The sequence below is a fragment of the Vibrio sp. 10N.222.52.B12 genome (assembly GCF_002875385.1).
Taxonomy (GTDB): Bacteria; Pseudomonadota; Gammaproteobacteria; order Enterobacterales; family Vibrionaceae; genus Vibrio; species Vibrio jasicida.
The window spans coordinates 112,969-133,160 of sequence record NZ_MDAW01000095.1 but is presented as its reverse complement, the minus strand read 5'-3'; the positions used below and the strand labels follow the sequence as shown (position 1 = coordinate 133,160).

Sequence of the window (20,192 nt, the reverse complement as noted above, 5' to 3'; positions counted from 1 at the left end):
AGGGTTCGGTTAAAATCGTTTTATGTTTTGTTAAGGAGTATTTGCTTAGAATGACTAGGCGACACACTCCTTGCCTCACCTAAAACGATTTTGACTAGGCGTCCCCATCCGAACAAAAATCTAACCGCGAAAGGTCAACAGACCCTAGTATTCATCATCTAACGGAGGCGGAATGTCAGGATTTACACAGCTGCGAGCCGTTGCCAAAAAGTTACTTAAATAAGTTACTCATCTATTTATAAAATCTTGAGAGCCAAGAAAATCTTGCGCCATTTTTGGTGAAGTGATGTGGATGAACTTGATAGGCGAACCTTTTAAGTCCTCCTTCAGTTTTAAATAACGCTTTCGATTCTTTTGGTAGTTCTTAACCGACCACCAAATAATCGAGTCTGTACTCAAAAACGCTTTTCTAAAACTTTCTCTATTCCCAGTTCCTTCCCAGAACTCTTCTTGAGTCCATGCCCTTTTGATAGCACGAGTGACGGAGCGGTAAGTGGTGATAGAACGTGAATAATCGAGCCAGATGATTTGCCATTTGTACGGTTGTGTTCGGCTGTAGTTCCCATCGAGTACCCAAGCGTCTTGTTGAGTTACGTCCACGACTTTATCGAAGAACGTCTCATCATCGAGTTCTTTCCAATCGGGAAGCCAGAACAACCTGTCCATTTCTATGTACGTGACACCTAATTTCATTGCTAGCTGCTTTGAAAACGTCGATTTACCGCTTCCGCTGCTGCCTACTACATTGATCCTTTTCATTAAATCCTCCTAGGTGACCGTACCAAATTGACAAAGAGCGACGCATTCCAACTATAGGAAAGTCTGGAAAATGCGGAGGCGGGATACTAATGATTACGCTTTAAAGTTCTAGCGTTGATTCAATGAGATGTGAAGTCACGCGTATAAAAAAGCCTCCAATTAAGGAGGTCTATACCCAAGTGACTTCAAGGTGCTGATTCAGAGCGTTGTCATTGATTCCCTGTTTACCGAAAGTAAGCAAGGAAAACAACGAAGCGGAATAGCAAGCTCTTTCCAAGTTGTTTGACGCAGTAATCGGGTCAATGACACGCTCCCTGAGGGCGAGTTGACTTGGCTTATATACTTTGTTGTCGATTCTTGATTTAGACCCACTAAACCTTTAAATCGCCGCCGCGTCTACAAACCAAGTCAATCTCGCTGAACCTAGCACCTCGAGGTTACTTGGGTATACCTAAATTCATGAGCTAATTACAACTTATCCCATGCGTCTGACCAATAAACAGTTTCACCAGGCGCATAAGAAGGGTTTGAACACCACCCAGTGTATGGCCACGGTTTACATTGATACAAGTTGCCGTCTGAACCTGTGACAATGTCACCTGCTTCATACGTTTTTCCAGATTCATACGGAGGGTAACTGCTGCCATCAGAAACAATCACAGAGCGTTGAGCTGTCGTAGTCTGATTTGCACTATCCGTAACTCGGTAAACCAAGTCGTAGACACCTAGCACGTTAACATCTACGCTGCCCTCTACACGAACTTGATCAGTCAAATCACCGTCTTCTGCATCCGTCGCTTTTACGCCTGCCATTGGGTCAAATGCGTCACCAAGCTGTATGGTCGTATCCGTTACACCTTCAAACTCAGGCACTAGGCTGTAAACAACAACGGTTCTGCTTTGCTTGGTTTCATTGTTGTCGCTGTCTTTTACACTGTAAACCAAAACATATGTGCCAACGGTGTTCACATCAACTGAACCTTCAACAGTAATGCTGTTAGTTAGGTCTCCATCTTCTTTGTCAGACGCGGTAACACCTGCATACGGATCAAATGAACTACCGTGATGCACGCGAATATCACTGATACCGCTAAACACCGGTTCGCCTTCACTTGGCGGAGGTGGAGTCTGACCATGGATAAACGGACCGTAATCCTTCACGAACTTTTCACCGTACGCCTGACCATTCTTGTCGGTACCCATATCCCAGTTCACCGACCATGTCATTACGCCACGAAGTGCCTGCCCTTGCGCTTTAAGTTGATCAAACGCGTCGTAAAGATCTTGAGGGTCTTGCACAAAGCCCGTTGCCGCTGCATCAATGTTAGATGGAATACCAAACACCAATTTGTCATGCGGAATTTTGTGGAAACCACGTGTACCGTTCGATAAAGAGTCTGAAATGTAGTAAATGAATTCTTGTTTTAGCGCATCATTGTTTTGTGCAATCCAACCCACACCTTCAACCCAAATACCGTCGCCACCTTGGTTGTAAAACTGAGGGTTGATCCAGTCATAGTACCCTTCTAATCCAGTAATATAAGGAACGTATTTGCCACCTTCTGTTAAGTATGGGAACTCAGGCGCCATCGTAATTAGGAAGTTTTTACCCTGCTGTTGGTAGTGTTCTTTTACAAGGCGAAGTGCAGCTGGGATTACCGTTTGGTTGTCTGAGGCGGTTACCGCAGATTGCTCTAGGTCGATATCCAGACCATCAAAGCCGAACTTATCAGTAAGGCGAATGATCTCTTGAGCGAATGCTTGCTCATCGCCAGTTTTCAGCTCAACGTGTGCATCTGCACCACCAAGCGCAATAAGAACGGCGCGTCCTTGTTGATTTAGTGCGCCAATTTGATCAATAAATTGTTGTTCTGAAAGACCAATATTTGGATCGAGCTTGAAGGTTGGAATACGGCCTTCGTTGGTATTGAACACCTTCATAAAGGAGACGTTAACCACATTGTACATTGGGTCAACTTCATCCAGTGTCACACACGGTGCATTACCGCCCTTGTAGCCCGCCCCATCGCACCAGTTATGCCAATAACCGACTACGACACCACCATCTGGGTTCACCATCTCATTAGCGGATGCGACGTTCGCAAGACCACTCAAACCCATTGCTACTGCTAGATATAGCGCTTTTTGCTTCATCGTGTTACCTCTCATCCATTTTGTTTCATCACAACAATCACTCAGTACTTTGTATTGGCACTTAATGAATTTCGTTTGGATTATATGGCTGAGCTAAGAAAACAGATACACTTACAAAGTTATGTTTTTAATGTCTATTTTATAATTGTGATCTTAATTCATGACGCGAAATGAACCGTAAAGCTGCGCTCGCAATTAAGCGTGACGTTCTATCAAAATCCCACAAAAACTTAACCAATCTTCTTTTTTTGGAGCTCGCTCGCAACGATTTCATCAGGATTTAACCCTCTGCATATCAAAAGTTTGCACAACGTAGACATTGTGCTTTAACACCGAGCTTTATAATGCGTGCTTGCAAACAGAGGTTAATTTTATGAAATTAAAAACAGTGTCAGCTTGCGCAATCTTGGTTTTGCTTGTCGGATGTCAGCAAAAAACTCAAGATGAAGCGACACAGTCAACAACCTCGGCAGATGTATGTAATACACAAGGAAATATGCCAGGTGGGTGGAACGAATTCGATGCTACCCCAGACGCTCAAAAGGCAATGGCCTTTGTCCTAAACAAAATGGAAACTCTCTCTTCGTTTAAACAGATCTTGTCCGTTCATGCACAAATTGTGAGTGGTGTGAACTACGCGATAGAGTTTGAATTGAATGACGGTTCAGTTTGGAACGCGGTTGTTTACCGCAATCTTGATGGTGAATATGCGATTACGCAATCACCGAAAGAAGGTCGCTTCTGCGAACAATAAATGCTTCGAAACTGAAAACCCAAAAGCCCCGCTATTTTACACCGTAATCCAGCGGGGCGTTTTGTTTATCAATGTTTACCGGTACCGTTTACCTTTACCGATTAAGAATCAAATGCTATCTGAGACTTCACAGAAACTGTAGAACCAAGTCGCGACGGTTCGACATCAATGCGTTGCGCCATTTGCTCTTTCAGCTCGGATACATGAGAAATCACGCCAATCATGCGACCCGTTTGTTGTAAGTCGACCAAGGTTTGAATCGCAAGATCCAAAGATTCCGGATCTAAGCTGCCAAAACCTTCATCAATAAACAGCGTATCCAAGCGAATACCGCCACTGTAAGACTGCACAACATCAGATAGACCGAGCGCTAATGCCAACGCTGCCATGAAAGATTCACCACCTGATAACGTCGCGACATCGCGCGTTTTACCTGTGTAGCTATCCTCAACCACCAAATCCAAGCCTCGCCCTGCAGCACCTTTAAAGCCTTCAGTTTTACGAGCCAAGATATAACGACCTTTACTCATCAGACTTAAACGCTGTGAGGCTTGAATCAATACATCGTCTAATAACACACCAAGGACAAATCGGTGCAGACTGATACGGCTACCCGTTTTACCGCTTGCAACGTCATACAAGGTGCCAAACACTTTGTATTCGTCTTCTAACTTAGTGTTCTTGTCATGTAACGTCGCGATGTCATTACGGACTTTCTCTAGACGTTCAAACAGAGAGCGCGTGCTATCAAGCTGATTACGCGCTTCAACGTAACTTTGCTGAATGCTGTTTAACTTAACGTTAAGGTCATCTAAATCAGGCAATGCCAAGTCTTTCAATGTTGAACTCAAATCTGCCAATGTTTGTTCTAGCTTGATTTGGGTCTGTTTGAACACATCAATTTCTTGCTGCCAAATCTGCATCTCGGCTTCATCAACTTTACATGCTATGAATTGCGCTTCATCCTCGAATGCGCTCGCCTGCAAAGCCTGGTTCCAATCAGCTTTGGCTGTGTTCAAACGATCGAGTGCCTCATTCAACCACTGTTGATTGGTTGTCAGTTGGCTTTCAATATTGGTCTTCGCCAGCACGGCTTGTTGCAAATGGTTTTGTGCAGACTCGAATGCGGTATTTAACTCGGTAATCTGTTTTTGAATCGCAACAATCTCTTGCTCAAGAACGTCAAGTGACGAGTACTTAGCATCTAACGAAGCTGAGAGTTTAGCCAATTGCTCTTGGTTCACTTTTATCGTCGATTCATTCGCTGCCATCTGGTTTTGCAGATCATTGATCTTACCTTCCCCAGTAACACAACGCTGGTTTAACTCATTGACGCTTTGTTCCAATTGAACCAAGTTAATCGATGACAATTGCTGTAGACGTTCATCGAGCTGCTGCATGGACGCTTGCAACGCGCCTAAATCCATTGATGCGTTTTGACCAAGCTCAACGGATAGTTGCTCAATCTGCTGCTTGTATTGTCCGATTGCGATATTGTGCTGCTCCAATTGATTGTTCAATTGGTTAAGCGCAACTTGCCCTTCTCGCTCTATATTTCGAGCGTTTTGAACTTGATCCTTAGTGACCTCTTCACCAACAAATTGAGCGGGTTGAGGGTGTTCTACACTACCGCACACCGGACACATTTCACCGGCTTGTAAGCGCTGAGCCAATACAGCGGCTTGAGCATTGTGCCAGCTCAATTCAAGTGTATCTGCTGAGCGTTGAAGTTCTGCGTATCGCGCTTTTGCTTTGTCAACCGAAGCTTGTTTGCTAAGCGTCAACGCATCCAATTTCGCCAGCTCTTGGTTTAAGCCAGTGAGCTTTTGTAGGTCTTGCATCAAACGTTGTTGCTGTTTTATCTCAGCCTCTACACTGCCAATACTTGCAACATCGACTCGAGCTTGATCTAGTGACTTCTGACCTTGTTGCGCCTCTAGCGTTAACTTCTCTTTCAGAGCGCTATATTTCTTAAGCGTTGACTCAAACTCCGACTTTTCCGTCAAACCTGCGTTAATGGTTTTCTCTAGCTCTGACTTTTCAACCAACTTTCCTTTCATGCCTTCAAGTTGGTATTGCTGCTCTGTCAGTTTTGGCAATTGTGCAGCTTGTTCTTTCGTGGTTTGCAATGCGCCTTCTTTGGATTTTACCGCGTCATTTGCCACAGTAAGATCTTGAGATAGCTTAGCCACCTTTTGCTCAAGCTCTTGCGTTTGCTTTGAGGCATTTTGTAACGTGACATAAGGCAACTCAACCTTGCTTGCCTTCTTCGCATTGTCTAACTGCAATTGACGTGATAAGACAGCACCGCTCTGTTCCAAATGTTGCTTCAATGCAACTTCGGCTTGCTCGCGCTTTTTAAACTCATTGCTCAGCGCTTCTGCTTTTTGCAGTTCCGTTTTTACCGCATTTAATTGCGCCAGAGATTCTTGCTCTTGCTTTTGTACAGATTCAAATTGAACAGATAAGGCTTCGCGCTGCTCTGTCAATTCCGCTTCTGAAGAAACACCAGCTACCTGCAGTGCGCCTCGAATCTGGTTGTCAAACTCGTCTTTGGCTTTGCTAATGGCACTCGCTTTATCTTTCAGCGCATATTCAATCTTCTTGTAGATATCCGTTTGGAATAGCTGACCAAATATCTCTTCACGCTCTTTGGACGTCGCAAGTAACAACTCTCGGAACTTACCTTGTGGTAGCACCATCACTTGGCGGAACTGAGTTTCGTTCAAGCCAATAATATTGGTCACTTCTGTCTTTACTTGCGTTGTTTTGCTAGTGATCAGCTTTTCTTCGTCCGTAATCTCATACAAAGCTGCGGTATGCTTACGCACCGTCATGCCCTCACCACGCGCTTTTGGTGCTTCTTGTTCTGGTGAGCGAATCACTCGATAAGACTTGCCGTGTAAAGAGAATTCTAGCGTCACTTCGGTCAATAACGTTGGCGCTGCCATATCGCAACGCATTTGAATACCTTGGCGCTCGTTGCCCGTCGTTTCACCATAAAGCGCAAAACAAATCGCATCGAGAATCGAGGTTTTACCCGAACCAGTAGGACCGTTGATGAGAAACAAAGGGTTAGTTCCCAGTTTGTCGAACTCAATCGTTTCTGTTTGAGCAAACGGACCAAAAGCCTGCATTGTCAGTTTAATGGGTTTCATGTTTGGTCCTTACTAAGCCTGCTGAGAAAGTTGTTTGATGATGTCACTTATCGCTTGATCTTGATCTTGCGATAGTTGGCTGTCTTGCGCTTCCGAAAAGAAGTCTCGGAACATGTCTATCTCACTTCTCGCCAACTTTGCTTGCGCCATTTCCTGCTCGACACCAATTAACATTCCCGGTTTTTCTAGGTGCAAAACATTTGGGTAAACAGTACGTAGCTTTTCCATTGGGTTTAATATTGCGTGCTTATCCATCAAACGTACCAATAAATAGTCTTCGTTTTTCGGATCGGTTTTGCCCTGCTCTATTACTTGTTCAAGTTCACCTTCAACGATTCGCATCTCATGAGGTGCAGCAAGGTTAATGTGCTCTGCCGAGACAAACCCGTTTTGGTCAATTTCCACCAGCGTGAAACCTTTCTTCTGGTTTTGTTCACCAAAGCTGTATTTCATCAGTGAACCAGAATAACGAATGTATTCTTCGCCTTTTTTCTGTGGCTGATGCAAATGCCCCAACGCTACATAGTCAAAGTTGAGGAAATGCTCGTGACTGACGCGGTCAGAACCACCAATCGAAAGTGGACGCTCAGATTCAGACTCAATGGCACCATCGACAAAGCAGTGGCTGACTAACACGTTGCGTTGCTCTGGTTGGAACTGCTCAGTGATTTTCTCGGCAAGTAACTTGTGCGCTTGATTGTGGGTCGAAACGGGTTCTTGGTAGGCAAAACGGACTTGCTCAGGATCGTTATAAGGCATGCCATAAAAAGCCACTTTCCCTGCGCTCTCGGTTTCAATAACAACAGGGGTAAGCATGTCTTCGAAGTTACTGATAATGTGAAGACCCGCATTTTTCATCTGCTCAGAGCCAAAACCCAAGCGCTCCGCACCATCATGGTTGCCAGAAATCAAAATCATCGGCGTGTTTAGCTCACCACAGATTCGCTTCACTACTTTGTTAAGTAGCTCAATCGCAATGGTTGGTGGGACAGAACGGTCATAAATATCACCAGCAACTACCACTGCATCAACAGGGTTGTTTTCAATGTATTGGATTAACTGGTCAAGAACGGCTTGCTGATCGTCAAGCAAAGAGACGTTATGAAACTGTCGGCCAAGATGCCAATCTGAGGTATGGATAAACTTCATTCGAATTCACTTTCTGCCATCTACATGGCGCTATCTTATTATCCCCCTAGGATATCGTGAGTTCGTAAGCTTTTCATGTGGTTTGTGGCGTATGCTGGAGTTAAAGTAAAAACGAGCTAATTGTGCGCACTTAAAATCTACTAACCATAAGCATCTGAGATTTGGCGATATAGTTCCTCATACACATCTTCTTCATTTTGACATTCAGTTACAGACGTAATTCTTCCTTGACTGTTGTATACAACTTGCCAAGAATCATCTTGATTGACCACACACAAACACTCACCATTTTTCAGTCCATCTAGGCTATAGGATTGATGAGGTACTTTTTTCAATTTATCAACATTCATAACAAAGCGAACTAGTGTAGAGTTTTCATTATTCATTTGCGTTTATATCCTTTGCCTAATTTATTTGCACAAACCCGATCATTATTTGGGAGCAAAGAACATGCCCTAAGCACTCGGTTTACCTATCTAAAAATTCTACGTCCAACCGCTCGACACAGAGACAAATAAACTGACCATCCAAATATGCATAATCAGACTCTAAAAAATCATCACAAATCTTAAGTCCAGCGTCTATGGTCCCACCGTTTAGTCTACCTAATAGCTTATAAGCATAGGTACTATCGACCCTTGTCATACTAGTTTCGTCTGCACTTTCCTGCTCTGTTAATTCAAAATCCAACATTTCAAATGTAACGGGATATTCTTGCCCAATATACAATTCATAGGGGCACACCCCGGCAAAACAGGTTAATTCGACACCATTAACTTCAAGCGTAACTTCTTCTTCAATATCTGAGTTTAAGCTAAGAACTCTTGCCTTGTGTGTGATCACTATTCAGCCAAACTGATTGTTTAAAAGATATCTATCTAGATCGATACTGGGTAAACAAAAGAGCCCACAAAGCGTGAGCTTGAGTTTTGCTATGCAGGACGGGTTACTCTCTGTGACTTTTAAGGACATTGCCGACCATTGACGCCATATCGATAATTTCGGCTCCCCCTAAATCCGCCATAACCTGTAAAAATACATGTAGATCTTCTTTGGTCATAGCATCTGCGGACTTCTTGCCCCCCATAAATAGGTAAGGGGTAAACACCATCACTTCTTCTTTACCCACTGGACCATGTTTTTTAACCGCAGACGGAAAGAGAGGTCTTGAACTAACTTCTACGTCTATATATTCTTTATCTTGAAAACCGAAAAAGCTTTGAATTGCAATATTAGCATCGCCTTTAGAAATGTCTTTTGCGTGTCCTTGATTTGTCATTATCCAATTTAAGTGTGTCGCTATATCGAGTGACGCACCTGTTCGCTCTCCCCACAAATAGAGTTGACCATAGGCGCTTCGAGCGATCACATGGTAATTGTCAAAGTGTGCGAACTCTGTATCGTCAAGAAAAGATTCAAGCACATCTTCAAATTCTGCGGGATTGGTGATCCAGAATAGACCATCGTTAAAGCCAGAGAAACCGACCATTTGCCAGTATTTAAGTAGCTGATCTGGAAGTATGCCTCGATATGCTTCAACTTGTTGGTCAGTTGCCTGAATATGTTCGGTCGGCTCGCCAAACTCTTCTATAAACATTTCAAAATATTCGTCATTCATCTTATTTAATTCCACGTAATGGGCAGCGCTCCAGCGAAACATTCATTTTGGCATCTGGTCCTAGGTTTTCAAATGCACGTTGTGCTTGCTCATCCATCTGAGTTAAGCGCGACTTTGTGCGCCACTGAGAGCCAATTGAGGAGTTAACCCCTTTATTCCCCATCCTATTCACCTTGTCAGCCCCGCCTGCAATCATATCTGGATCATGCAAAGCCGCAAGGTTATCCATAATCTCAGATGTTCTTTGTTTCGCCGCTTTTTTGGCGTCCATAGGGCTCATTTTCAACTTAAAGCTTTCAGCTAGCGAACTATTCAATTGACGAGAAAACTGCTTTCTGAAATCCTCCTGAGCCATACCCGTTCCCGCTCGTTTCATTTCTTTGTAACAATTGCGATTTTCGATGTATTCCCCCACGGTCAAGTCATTAAGACCCGCTTCTTGATGCCTTAGTTGGCGAGCAAAATGACTTTCCAATTCACGCTCTTTGCCTTTGAACTTACCTTTAATCGTTGCCCCAGGTTCAAAACAAGGCACTTTAAATCGCTTCATGGTGCTCAAAGACTTCACCATGGCGTTATCGAGTTTTTTCAGCGGCAGTTCATCGACAACTTTTTCCGCATATCTGCCTGGTATTGCGGTGATAGCCATACTCGTTGCAGTAGAGAATGAAGGATTATCGATAAATGCGTTCCCTGCATTTATCATATCTTCAATCCCTTCGACCATCATCGATATTGGATCGATATTTACAGCGTTAATACCCTGTAAAGTCGGATCTGCGATAAGTTCCTCAATCGTTGGCCCAGAAATATTAACCGCTGCTTTTTCGTAGACCATCCTCTCCGGAGCATTATCGTTATGCCCTGCTAGAACTGTATGCGCATCCTCTTTTGCACATAAACCCAGAGGATCAACCCACGAGACAGGGTTTGGTGCGAATTGATAGTGGTTGGTTCCACCAAGCAGCCCTAGGGGGTCGGGTTGGATAAATCGACCTATTTGAGGGTCGTAGTAGCGTGCTAAGTTGTAGTGCAGACCAGTCTCAATATCGAAGTACTGCCCCTGTAAGCGAAGGTTGTTTTTAACCGTCTCGATTGCAACGTGAGCAAATCCAAAGGTATCGTATGCTGCTTGCCAAACTACCTGCCCTTTCGAGTCCACCAAACGTTCTGGGGTTCCGATTTGATTACATTGGTAAAAATAACACTCACCGTTTTCAATAAGAGCAAGCGGAACAAAACTGTTTGGTTGATATAGATACCACCGATAACCCGAACGAGAATACTCGCCGACTAAATGACTTCCTTGCCAAATAAATTCAGTGGTGCCATTTTCACTGATTTTCTTGATTCTTCGGCCTAGTGCGTCGTATTCGAATTGACATAAACGCCCTTCGCTCTCGACAAAAATTAGCTGGCCTTTAGCATCGTAAGTACAGCGCTGCTCTAATCCATTACCTTGACTACTGGTTCTGTTACCTAGTTCGTCGTAGTCGTACCTGACGCCATGGTATTCAACAAGGCGGTCATATTCTAGCTGTGCACCTTCATCATTAAAGTTGCCAAAACTGTCATAGATATATGACTCCTCAGAGGTTTGCGTCTTTACCCTTTCTAAATGGCCGAGGTCATCATATTGATAATGTTGGGGCCCCTTCTCACTGTCGACGATAAGAGATAAAAGATGCTGTGCGTTGTAATGATACTTTCGCTCCAAACTCTCCCATATTTGACGCTTTAGTCTTCCTAATCCATCAAACTCTTTTGTTTCCCCTTTAGTGCCATACTGAATACGAGTTATTCGCTGTAAGTCATCGTATTTAAACTGTATTGTGGTGTGCGCCCCCCCTTGAATAGAAATGGAACGCACCACACCGTACTCGTCGTATTGGTAGGAGATTTCAGTACCGTCACTATAACATTGGGACTGGAGTAAACCGTTATTAAGATATCTGTTGTGGAAGGAATAGCGTCCCTGCTGTTCACTTACCAATTTTGTATCTTTATAGGTATAAGAAGACATCGAGAAGCGATTATGCACGTGGATTAGTTTACCGCCTAAGCTATATTGGAAATGGTTTTCTACTCCCTTTCCGCTTCCAATTGCTCGAATATTGACGACTCGCCCAAGGTCATCATAACGAAAGCTAACTTGGTTAGTCCGGCGCCTAATCTTGCTTAGTCGCTCAGCCTTATCGTAGTTATAACTTGTATGTATTTGGTCGAAGTTTATCGTCGACTGAATTTGTCCATCAGGTGTATATGCAAATTCGTACTTACAACCATCGGAACGCTCGATAGTTTTAAGGTTCCTTTCTTCGTCATAAGAGAACGACATGACGCTTTTATTTTGTTTAAAAACCTCTACAGGTTGAGCAAGGCTGCTCCAATTGATCTCTACTTTCCCTCTCGGTGTACTGATAAGTTTGACACGGCCGAAGTCGTCATATTCGTATCGATGTTCGCGTAAAATTTCATCTTTCGAATTCTGAAAATACAGACGGGTAATTAGACGATTTTGATTGCGCTCAAAGCCGGAGACAAGACCTTCCGGATAAGCGATTCCATTTACAAGGTCATGTTCATCATAACTGTAGCGAAAGAGACTTTTATTGGTTTTCTTCGCTCTAAGTTGATGCTCATCATCCCACCACCATTGAACACATGCGCCAGCGTCAATAACCTTTTCAACTAAGCGGCCATGTTTATCGTATCGGTATCGCTCTTGTTTACCTTCTTTACTTTGTTGCCAAACCAGTTGGCCGAGCGCGTTAAATTGGTTTTCAATGGTTTCACCGTCAGGCAACTGATGTCTCGTACTACAACCGAATTCATCATAGTCAAAATGTTCCGTTGCACCTGAAGAATGCCGTTTGTTTTTTAGTTGCCCAAATTGATTATAGGTGTAAGTGACGTAGCAGCCATCCGGTGATACTTCATTTACCAAGTGCCCTTTCGAATCATATTCATATACCCAGCGTCTTGATTCAGGGCTTTCACGCTCAAGCAACTTTCCTTGTTCATTGTGTTTGTATCGCCATGCATGACCTCTCGGATCGACAACAGTCGATTGAGTCGGTTGGAACTCAAAAGTATATCGATACGCGCCATCATCCGCCCAATTACTTACGCACTTAGCACTCACGCCTCGACCTATCCAGTCAAAATAATGCGAAAATCCTGTTGCACGTGTTCGTCTAGTTAGTAAACAGGTATCACTATATTGATAAGATTCTGCTTGCCGATGTTCATCCGTGGCCCTGGTTAAACAAAAGGTACGGTCATATTGATACTCAGCTAGAGTAGCTAGGGTTGTAGGATGGCGTATTTCAACAAGTAATCCTTGCTTGTTATATTGTAATTCAAGTTTTGCTTGTCGATTGACGTTTACTTGGGTGATGCGGTGATTACGTGAATATTCTAGATTTACTGTTTTCATGAGCCCAAGTCGAATCTCACTAGCTAACCAGAGCTCCTCTACTTGAACAAACTTGACTTGTACACTGCCATTTATCGTAACCAATCGATAACCATTTGGATGATATTGGCAAGTCGAATCGGTATAAGTTTGGTAACTCACCCCTCCTTTAGAAACAGGGGGAAATAAGATGGAGTCTCCCATTTCATCTATAAAGAGCCAGCCAATAATCTGTTCTTTCTCATCCAGTACATCCTTCAGTTCATACTGGAAGATATGTCGCCAACCAAAACCAAGTCCTGTATTTTTATCAGAAAGCGAAGATCGGTAAGTCCGCTGCCACACTAAGCCGAAAGGTAGTCGCACATCAGTTAGTGTTAAGTTTTCTTCGCCCGTTACCAAAGAGACAGGATCACCTGCTTTTGCATGTTTTTTACTGCTCTCATTTTGGGGAGTATCACTACTTTTACTCTCGCTTTTATGAGGACTGTCATCTGTCGACTTTGCTTTTTTATCGTTCGTCTTGGCAATTAGATCAGTAGGTATCTCTGTTGGGGGGTAATAGGTACTAGGCGCTTGTTGAGGTGCCTGAAAGGCGAACAACGATTGCTCAAATAAGCTCTCAGCAATACGCTTATAAAGGTCCTCGTCAGTGAGCTCTTTCATCTCTGCGGAGAAATACGTGGTCGCAGTAGACCAAGACGCAATTTCTCTGAGTTCATCAAACGCAGAGTAATAAAAACGTTCGACAAAGATTTCAGCCGCTCTGACAGACGTGAATCGTTCCTGTTTACCAAATGGGGGTTGATGCGAAGAAAACAAATAGGCTTCGCCGTCCAGCGTTGTGAGCTTAACAATCCTTTGTGCGTTCATTTTAAATCTTTACTCACTACACCAATTGAAAATCGTGCCAATGGCATAGCCTTGAGTCTCTATATCCACTTGTAAGACTTGAAAGTTCTCGACATGTTTAACGCGTTGTCGATGACAGAGAGAGAGTGCTTTTAGAAGACCACCACACGCCCCTAAAGGGCCTGTTCGGGAATCGGAAAAGATGTATCGAGTCTCCGCACTAATCCATGAAGACAAAAAGTGAATCGAGTTGAGCCATTGTGGCTCTTCTTCAATTCCTATAGACAATAAGAGTTCATCAAAGCTTTGTTCAGAAGCGTTGCCTAACTGCCGAACGATATTATCTGTCGCCGTATTTAATGGCGTAAGTTCGAGATCTATTGATTGAGTCCGAACGTTAAGCCCCTCTTTAACCGCAACGCAACGCGCCACAACTAATGAATCATATACATCAAACTTGCTGCTTGAACCCTGTGCAAGGTTGATCGCAATAATCCATGGAACTGTGTTTTGATGACTAAGCTCTTCCAATTGACTCAATGCCATTAAGAGCGACGCTTCACCATACGGATAGAAACGAATAAGTGGATTAGCTTCAAGATTAAACAACGACAAAATAACGGAGGAAATACGCTTCAGCACTGACTTGCATGATACCCGAGGAAGTAACACACACACCGGCGCTTGAATGTCAAAACCATGAATGTGATGACTAAGATTCTCGAGTAACGATTGAACCCTATCTTCCAAATTATTGGCATGACTCTTTACACGTATAGCATCATCAGACACGTTAAGTGTGTTGTTAGCATATTGTTCAATAGAGAATTCTCTTCCGTTTAGAACACAAAAAACAGGGTCAAATATGATCGGCATTTATCCCCCAATTAAAACCGTAGTGACGCCAGCGACAATTTTTCCACCATGGGCGGTAGAGTCTCCTAGTCTGGCTGCCGGTTTTCCATTGATCTTAACGCTGGAGGAGCCCGAAGAAACACTATCAGGAGGTCCAACGCATACTAGCTTATCGCCTTGCCTCGCAGCTGGAATACCTGAAATTTTTACGTTTGCAGAACCTATCGCTACAGGGCCGCCCTGATGAGGTACTTTTCCGGTTTTAGCTGGACAGACGTGATGACTTCCTAAGACAGCAGCGGGTTTTCCCATTTGCTTTCTCCCTAGTTCAAAGATATTTGGCCAGCTTTCAGACCGATATTGGAGCCGTTGATCGAGATCTTATTTCCTTTAATATTGATGTCCCCAGAGCTAGACATTTGTATCGACGCTCCGCCAACTTTAATTTCGATACTCTTCCCAGCGCAAACCGACAAGGCCTCACCAACGTCAGTTTTATGATTTTTTCCAACGTTAAGCGTCGAGTTTTGGCCGATGTCCTGCGTTACATTGTTGGTCACGGTTTCCGTTTTGTTATTTTCAACGGTAATTTCCGCGCAATCTTCTACCAACATTTGAAATAATTTTTCGGCGTGTAAATAGACGTGCTCTTCACCAGGTTTGTCGTCAAAACGTAATTCGTTAAAATTGCTGCCACCTTTCTGCACTGATCGAGATTTGTAACCACTTTGGGATGCTTGATCCGGCAAGCTATACGGTGTTCCTTGGTTACCGTTATACAAAGAACCCGTGACGATAGGTTGGTCTGGATCACCGTTAACGAAGTCAACAATAACCTCTTGTCCTACTCTAGGATGAAAAGCACTCCCCCAACCATTTCCTGCTACTGTCTGAGCAACACGTATCCAACATGAACTGTTTGCGTCATGCTCTCCTTGACGATCCCAGTGGAACTGAACTTTGATTCGCCCATGCTTATCTATATAGATTTCACCTTCTTTGTTTCCTGTCACTATGGCCGTTTGAAGGCCTCGAACTTGTGGTTTTCCAAACCTAGCTAATGGACGCAATATCGTTTTTGAATCAACACAATAAAAAGCAACTCTCACGCCTTGGTTGGCGGTACCACCCTGACCTGTCTGATTGAATACCGAAGCTGAAACGGAGACAGAAGACAGCACATACTCTTTACCAATTCGACTTTTATCTTCATGTTTTTTGAACTTAAAACACGTTCCAACCGCAAATGATCGACAACTCGTTTCCCCCATGCATTGATAAACATTTTGTTGCAATGACTCGATGTTATGCATGTTTCTTAATGCGAATTGGTCATTGGTTTCAGTCTCCGCCAAATACTCGTAATGCTCACTGACTGGAACGGTGAAGAAGTTGGTTGACCCGTTAGCAGAGTGCTTCGGATAAGAGCTTGGCTTCAACATATTGAAACCGGACAAATGACTGCTTTTTGTCGTGAGGGACTGAGTTTCATTCCATGAGAAGATATGGCTAGATGCTGCGCTACCAGTTGAGTGCTCTACAATAAATTCTGCCGAAGGGTTGTAGTAACTGATATCGTCAAAAAATTCTATGACATGATCTGAATCGGAATGTAAAAAACAGAACGCGATACCTTCCTCCGCCAAAATTCGCCTTACAAAGGCCAAATCAGATTCTTCGTATTGCACTTTATATGTGTATTTGGTGTAAGCTTTAGTAAGCTTAAAACTGAAGGTAATTTCATGCTCAGCAAGAATTTCTGATACGATCTCTTTCACATCTCTATACTGAAATATTCTGCAATTTGTCCGATAATTTGAGAAGCATAACTTTGGTTCGATTATCAACTCTATATTTTTATATTGCTCACCCCTATCAACAGTCGAAACTCGAGTCCCAGACAGTTTAGCCCTAGAAACTACGCCATGAAAATATCTAGGTTGTAACGATACCAATGAATGATTATCCATACTGATCGTCACTTCTTTGCCTATAATCTGATTTAACTCAGCTTGTTGCCCATTAAAATAAGCGTAAGCATGCAATGAAAAAAGCTCTGAAGCAGCCTCTTTATACTCGAAGGAATTCAGAATTATTGCATCCTCACCAAATGGTGTAAAAATTCGAATGAAGTTATTGTCTTGAGTTGCTTTTTTCATTGTACACTTCTTAAAAAATGCGGGGAAAGGATCCCCGCAAATTAATTACATTTGTTGACCTTTAACACCGCTGTAACCGTATACTAGTGGTGCTGATGTATTGTTCTTATCATCAGTAGGTGTCACTGTCATCATCATTTCAGTGTATGAAATAGTGATTGTTTCAATCGGGCGATCATCTTGAACTGAAACAGAGTAATTAGAAATCATTGCATCAGTAAGTTCGATTTTCATGATTTCTTCTACTTTTTCACCCTGCTTAGTAATATGGAATACCGCAGGTTTACCTTTACCAATCGTTGCTTCTTTAAATAGATCTGGTGATGAACGATCTTGCAATTTGGTGATAGTTAAATCGTACAAGCGAGTCGCGCTAGCTTCACGGTCCATTGCGGTACCTGTGAATGATGAAATTTCACGACCAACACTCCAATCTACAGATAGTAGTGTAATTAGATCCTTGTACTGCTCAGCAGTTGCTTCACCTTTAATATCTGCATATTTAAGATACGTGTTAGACTGCATGCTAATCTCCTATAGCATTAATAATTGACATATTGCGTAGTTATTTAATCATCAAATCGTTATTGATAATTAATGACTTATGTATCAAAAACTTTATTTTAAATACGCTCTTTTATATCGCTTAATTTGAATTTAATTAAGCACTATTTTCCAAAAAATAAAATTAATATGAAGCGAGTCTCAATTTATTTTTACATTGAAATCGCTGTTAAATAAGTGAGACGTTAAGTGATTTAATTTCTCCATCAACGTTAATTTCCTCAAATGTCTTACCATTAAGAATAGAACTCAATATTTCATGGGAAATTTTTGGTAACAGCGTATTTTCAATCGTAGTTTGTATTACCCTAGCACCACTCCCTGACTCATTGCTATTATTAACTATGTCATTTATTAATGAATCACTAAACGTTAATTTGGCATTGTAGTTTCTTTGAATTCTGTCGGATATTTTCTGTAATTTTAAAGAAGCAATATTACTTAATACTTCTTTATTTAACGGCAGATATGGAAGTACGTTGACTCGCCCTAAAAACGCAGGTTTAAAATCACCCAGAAGATCCTCCCGTAGCGCCTCTTTTAAAGCTGTTGGTTCTGGGGCTAACTCAGGGTCTTCAAATAGAGACATTGTCGTCTCCGTTCCTGTATTGGCAGTCATAATGATAATGGTGTTTTTAAAATCGATATCTCTTCCTTCACCATCTTTGATCATGCCCTTATCGAAAACCTGATAGAAAATGTCTTGCACACCCGCGTGCGCTTTTTCCATCTCATCCAATAAAATAACACTATAAGGTCTACGTCTCACCGCTTCGGTGAGAACCCCGCCCTCACCATAACCGACATAACCAGGAGGTGAACCTAACAATAGAGAGACTTTATGTTCTTCTTTAAACTCAGACATATTGATTGTCGTAACATTATCTTCGCTACCATACACTTTTTCAGCTATCGCCAGCGCAGATTCTGTCTTACCGACTCCACTTGGGCCTGTAAGCAGAAAAACGCCATTAGGTTTCGATTCATCAGTGAGTTGCGCGCTCGCAGTTTTGATAACCTCTGACATGACTTCGAGTGCGTGATCTTGCCCTACTACTCTATGACTCAGTGTCTCTTTTAGTGTAAGAACCGCTTTGATGTCATCATCTTGCAGTTTTCCTAAAGGGATACCAGTCCAATCTGAGATCACCTCAGCAATTAAGGCTTCGCTAACGTGTGAAAAGACAAGTGGTTGAGAGTTTGAGCTTAAGTCTTTCTCAATACTTACTAAGCGATTCTTGTCTTCTTCATTAGCTTCACCTTCCTGAAGTTGAATCTTCTGCCGTATTAGTTTTGCTTCATCGACCCATTGTTTTTCTTTTTGCCAAATTGCTTCTAATTCAAGAATCTCACTATGTAGAACATTAATTTTTTCTTTAATATCAAAAATTTTATGGTCATTCGCCGAACCGAATTGAGACTCTTTGTACAGTTGGTCAAGTTCCAACTCTCTTATTTGAAGATCTTTTCGTTTACTATCCAATGTTCCTGGCGTGGATGATTGGCTTAGAGCAACACGAGAGCATGCGGTATCAAGAACAGAAACTGCCTTGTCAGGCAATTGACGACCATTTATGTATCGTGCAGAAAGTTGAACAGCAGCTTCCAAAGCTTTATTTGTGATATACACGTCATGGTGTTTCGACATCACGTCCAACAACCCTCGCAACATTGCAATTGCAATTTCTGGCATAGGTTCATCGATCTTAACGACTTGAAAACGTCGAGTTAGTGCTGCATCTTTCTCGAAATACTTTTTATATTCCGCCCATGTTGTCGCCGCTATTGTCCTAAGCTCGCCACGGGCCAACGCCGGTTTCAAAATATTTGCCGCGTCGCCTTGACCTGCTTGCGCTCCACCACCAATCAAACCATGGGCTTCATCAATGAAAAGTATGATAGGTGTTTCCGATTGATTAACTTCTTTAATCACATTCTTTAATCGGTTTTCAAATTCACCTTTCATGCCCGCGCCTGCTTGCAGTAGTGCCATATCTAACGATTTTATTGAAACGTTCATTAATGCAGAGGGAACATCACCATCGATAATTTTTTGCGCCAATCCTTCGACAACGGCAGTTTTTCCGACGCCAGCTTCACCTGTCAAGATTGGATTATTTTGTCTGCGGCGTAGCAAAATATCGATCATTAAACGGATTTCGTCATCTCGACCGACAACGGGGTCGATTTTCCCTAATTTTGCTTGCTCTGTAAGGTCAACAGTAAATTGGTGAAGTGCAGCGTTTTTGCTCTTACTAATCCCTTCGTTAGAGGCGAGATGCTTTGATTCAGATTCATTAACATCCAACAATGTGTTTACATCAATTTTCATTAATTCTGAGCTAGGCTGATTCAACATTGCAACCAAAGTATCATCCGTTAAGTAAGCTCTTAATAAATGGATACAACTCAATTGCTCTTGATTAAATTCAATCGTCGTAATAATCATTGCATTCTGCATGATGGTAACGGTATCTTCAGACAACCCAGGGACCGAATCGCAGCCTGTTCGATACTTTTCTAACTGTTCGAGCAACTGTGACTCCACTCGGCTAGCATCGATATTTTGGCTACGAAAGGCGTCCGCGTATATCCCAGACGGATGTTGGATAATACTAATTAACCAGTGCGTCATTTCAATACTATGATGAGTACGAGAGCTGGCCATTGCGGCAGCATGCTCTAACGTTTCTCTTGCATGCGGAGATAGCCTCTCAACCAACGCTGATAGTGATAATAAAGCCATTGTGAA

Annotated in this window: 14 protein-coding genes; 1 reads left to right on the top strand and 13 read right to left on the bottom strand. The window is 42.7% G+C overall.

What is annotated here, in order from left to right; genetic code table 11:
• Window positions 1-228: 228 nt before the first annotated feature.
• Both BCT11_RS04735 and BCT11_RS04730 read right to left on the bottom strand, forming a co-directional pair.
• Window positions 229-759: a (d)CMP kinase gene (locus BCT11_RS04735; RefSeq protein ID WP_102387379.1), complete on the bottom strand. Its 531-nt coding sequence runs from the start codon at window positions 757-759 to the stop codon at window positions 229-231.
• A gap of 468 nt (window positions 760-1,227) precedes the next feature.
• The gene (locus BCT11_RS04730; protein WP_102387378.1) at window positions 1,228-2,913 is read right to left on the bottom strand and encodes an immunoglobulin-like domain-containing protein; all 1,686 of its coding nucleotides are present in this window, start codon (window positions 2,911-2,913) and stop codon (window positions 1,228-1,230) included.
• A 373-nt stretch (window positions 2,914-3,286) separates the two neighbouring features.
• On the opposite strand from BCT11_RS04730, the gene BCT11_RS04725 reads away from it, so the two are divergent.
• Window positions 3,287-3,667 (top strand): cystatin domain-containing protein, encoded by a 381-nt coding sequence (locus tag BCT11_RS04725; protein WP_045406775.1) that lies wholly within the window; start codon window positions 3,287-3,289, stop codon window positions 3,665-3,667.
• Between the two features lie 101 nt (window positions 3,668-3,768).
• On the opposite strand, the gene BCT11_RS04720 is transcribed toward BCT11_RS04725, so the two are convergent.
• The 11 genes from BCT11_RS04720 to tssH form a co-directional block, all read right to left on the bottom strand.
• Complete coding sequence (locus BCT11_RS04720; RefSeq protein WP_102387377.1) at window positions 3,769-6,825, bottom strand: SMC family ATPase; 3,057 nt, start codon at window positions 6,823-6,825, stop codon at window positions 3,769-3,771.
• A gap of 12 nt (window positions 6,826-6,837) precedes the next feature.
• Window positions 6,838-7,974, bottom strand: coding sequence for an exonuclease SbcCD subunit D (locus BCT11_RS04715; protein ID WP_102387376.1), 1,137 nt, complete (start codon window positions 7,972-7,974; stop codon window positions 6,838-6,840).
• A gap of 140 nt (window positions 7,975-8,114) precedes the next feature.
• Window positions 8,115-8,360, bottom strand: coding sequence for a hypothetical protein (locus tag BCT11_RS04710; protein ID WP_102387375.1), 246 nt, complete (start codon window positions 8,358-8,360; stop codon window positions 8,115-8,117).
• Window positions 8,361-8,442: 82 nt separating this feature from the next.
• Window positions 8,443-8,817: a hypothetical protein gene (locus tag BCT11_RS04705; RefSeq protein ID WP_038867675.1), complete on the bottom strand. Its 375-nt coding sequence runs from the start codon at window positions 8,815-8,817 to the stop codon at window positions 8,443-8,445.
• Window positions 8,818-8,920: 103 nt separating this feature from the next.
• Window positions 8,921-9,592, bottom strand: a complete 672-nt coding sequence (locus tag BCT11_RS04700; protein WP_241908979.1) for a GAD-like domain-containing protein — start codon at window positions 9,590-9,592, stop codon at window positions 8,921-8,923.
• Between the two features lies 1 nt (window position 9,593).
• A complete protein-coding gene (locus tag BCT11_RS04695; protein ID WP_157939350.1) occupies window positions 9,594-13,883 on the bottom strand; it encodes a polymorphic toxin type 15 domain-containing protein in 4,290 nt (1,429 codons plus the stop codon).
• 9 nt (window positions 13,884-13,892) lie between these two features.
• Complete coding sequence (locus BCT11_RS04690; protein WP_042606081.1) at window positions 13,893-14,738, bottom strand: hypothetical protein; 846 nt, start codon at window positions 14,736-14,738, stop codon at window positions 13,893-13,895.
• Complete coding sequence (locus BCT11_RS04685) at window positions 14,739-15,029, bottom strand: PAAR domain-containing protein (protein WP_038867681.1); 291 nt, start codon at window positions 15,027-15,029, stop codon at window positions 14,739-14,741.
• 11 nt (window positions 15,030-15,040) lie between these two features.
• Complete coding sequence (gene tssI, locus BCT11_RS04680) at window positions 15,041-16,876, bottom strand: type VI secretion system tip protein TssI/VgrG (RefSeq protein WP_102387373.1); 1,836 nt, start codon at window positions 16,874-16,876, stop codon at window positions 15,041-15,043.
• A 45-nt stretch (window positions 16,877-16,921) separates the two neighbouring features.
• Window positions 16,922-17,401 (bottom strand): type VI secretion system tube protein Hcp, encoded by a 480-nt coding sequence (locus BCT11_RS04675; RefSeq protein WP_042606083.1) that lies wholly within the window; start codon window positions 17,399-17,401, stop codon window positions 16,922-16,924.
• A 208-nt stretch (window positions 17,402-17,609) separates the two neighbouring features.
• A complete protein-coding gene (gene tssH, locus BCT11_RS04670; protein ID WP_102387372.1) occupies window positions 17,610-20,186 on the bottom strand; it encodes a type VI secretion system ATPase TssH in 2,577 nt (858 codons plus the stop codon).
• Window positions 20,187-20,192 lie beyond the last annotated feature (6 nt).

What these genes read in the sequence shown, in the direction of transcription:
- BCT11_RS04735 (WP_102387379.1), bottom strand. Translation starts at nt 759, where the DNA reads ATGAAAAGGATCAATGTAGTAGGCAGCAGCGGAAGCGGTAAATCGACG.
- BCT11_RS04730 (WP_102387378.1), bottom strand. Translation starts at nt 2,913, where the DNA reads ATGAAGCAAAAAGCGCTATATCTAGCAGTAGCAATGGGTTTGAGTGGT.
- BCT11_RS04725 (WP_045406775.1), top strand. Translation starts at nt 3,287, where the DNA reads ATGAAATTAAAAACAGTGTCAGCTTGCGCAATCTTGGTTTTGCTTGTC.
- BCT11_RS04720 (WP_102387377.1), bottom strand. Translation starts at nt 6,825, where the DNA reads ATGAAACCCATTAAACTGACAATGCAGGCTTTTGGTCCGTTTGCTCAA.
- BCT11_RS04715 (WP_102387376.1), bottom strand. Translation starts at nt 7,974, where the DNA reads ATGAAGTTTATCCATACCTCAGATTGGCATCTTGGCCGACAGTTTCAT.
- BCT11_RS04710 (WP_102387375.1), bottom strand. Translation starts at nt 8,360, where the DNA reads ATGAATAATGAAAACTCTACACTAGTTCGCTTTGTTATGAATGTTGAT.
- BCT11_RS04700 (WP_241908979.1), bottom strand. Translation starts at nt 9,592, where the DNA reads ATGAATGACGAATATTTTGAAATGTTTATAGAAGAGTTTGGCGAGCCG.
- BCT11_RS04695 (WP_157939350.1), bottom strand. Translation starts at nt 13,883, where the DNA reads ATGAACGCACAAAGGATTGTTAAGCTCACAACGCTGGACGGCGAAGCC.
- BCT11_RS04690 (WP_042606081.1), bottom strand. Translation starts at nt 14,738, where the DNA reads ATGCCGATCATATTTGACCCTGTTTTTTGTGTTCTAAACGGAAGAGAA.
- BCT11_RS04685 (WP_038867681.1), bottom strand. Translation starts at nt 15,029, where the DNA reads ATGGGAAAACCCGCTGCTGTCTTAGGAAGTCATCACGTCTGTCCAGCT.
- tssI (WP_102387373.1), bottom strand. Translation starts at nt 16,876, where the DNA reads ATGAAAAAAGCAACTCAAGACAATAACTTCATTCGAATTTTTACACCA.
- BCT11_RS04675 (WP_042606083.1), bottom strand. Translation starts at nt 17,401, where the DNA reads ATGCAGTCTAACACGTATCTTAAATATGCAGATATTAAAGGTGAAGCA.
- tssH (WP_102387372.1), bottom strand. Translation starts at nt 20,186, where the DNA reads ATGGCTTTATTATCACTATCAGCGTTGGTTGAGAGGCTATCTCCGCAT.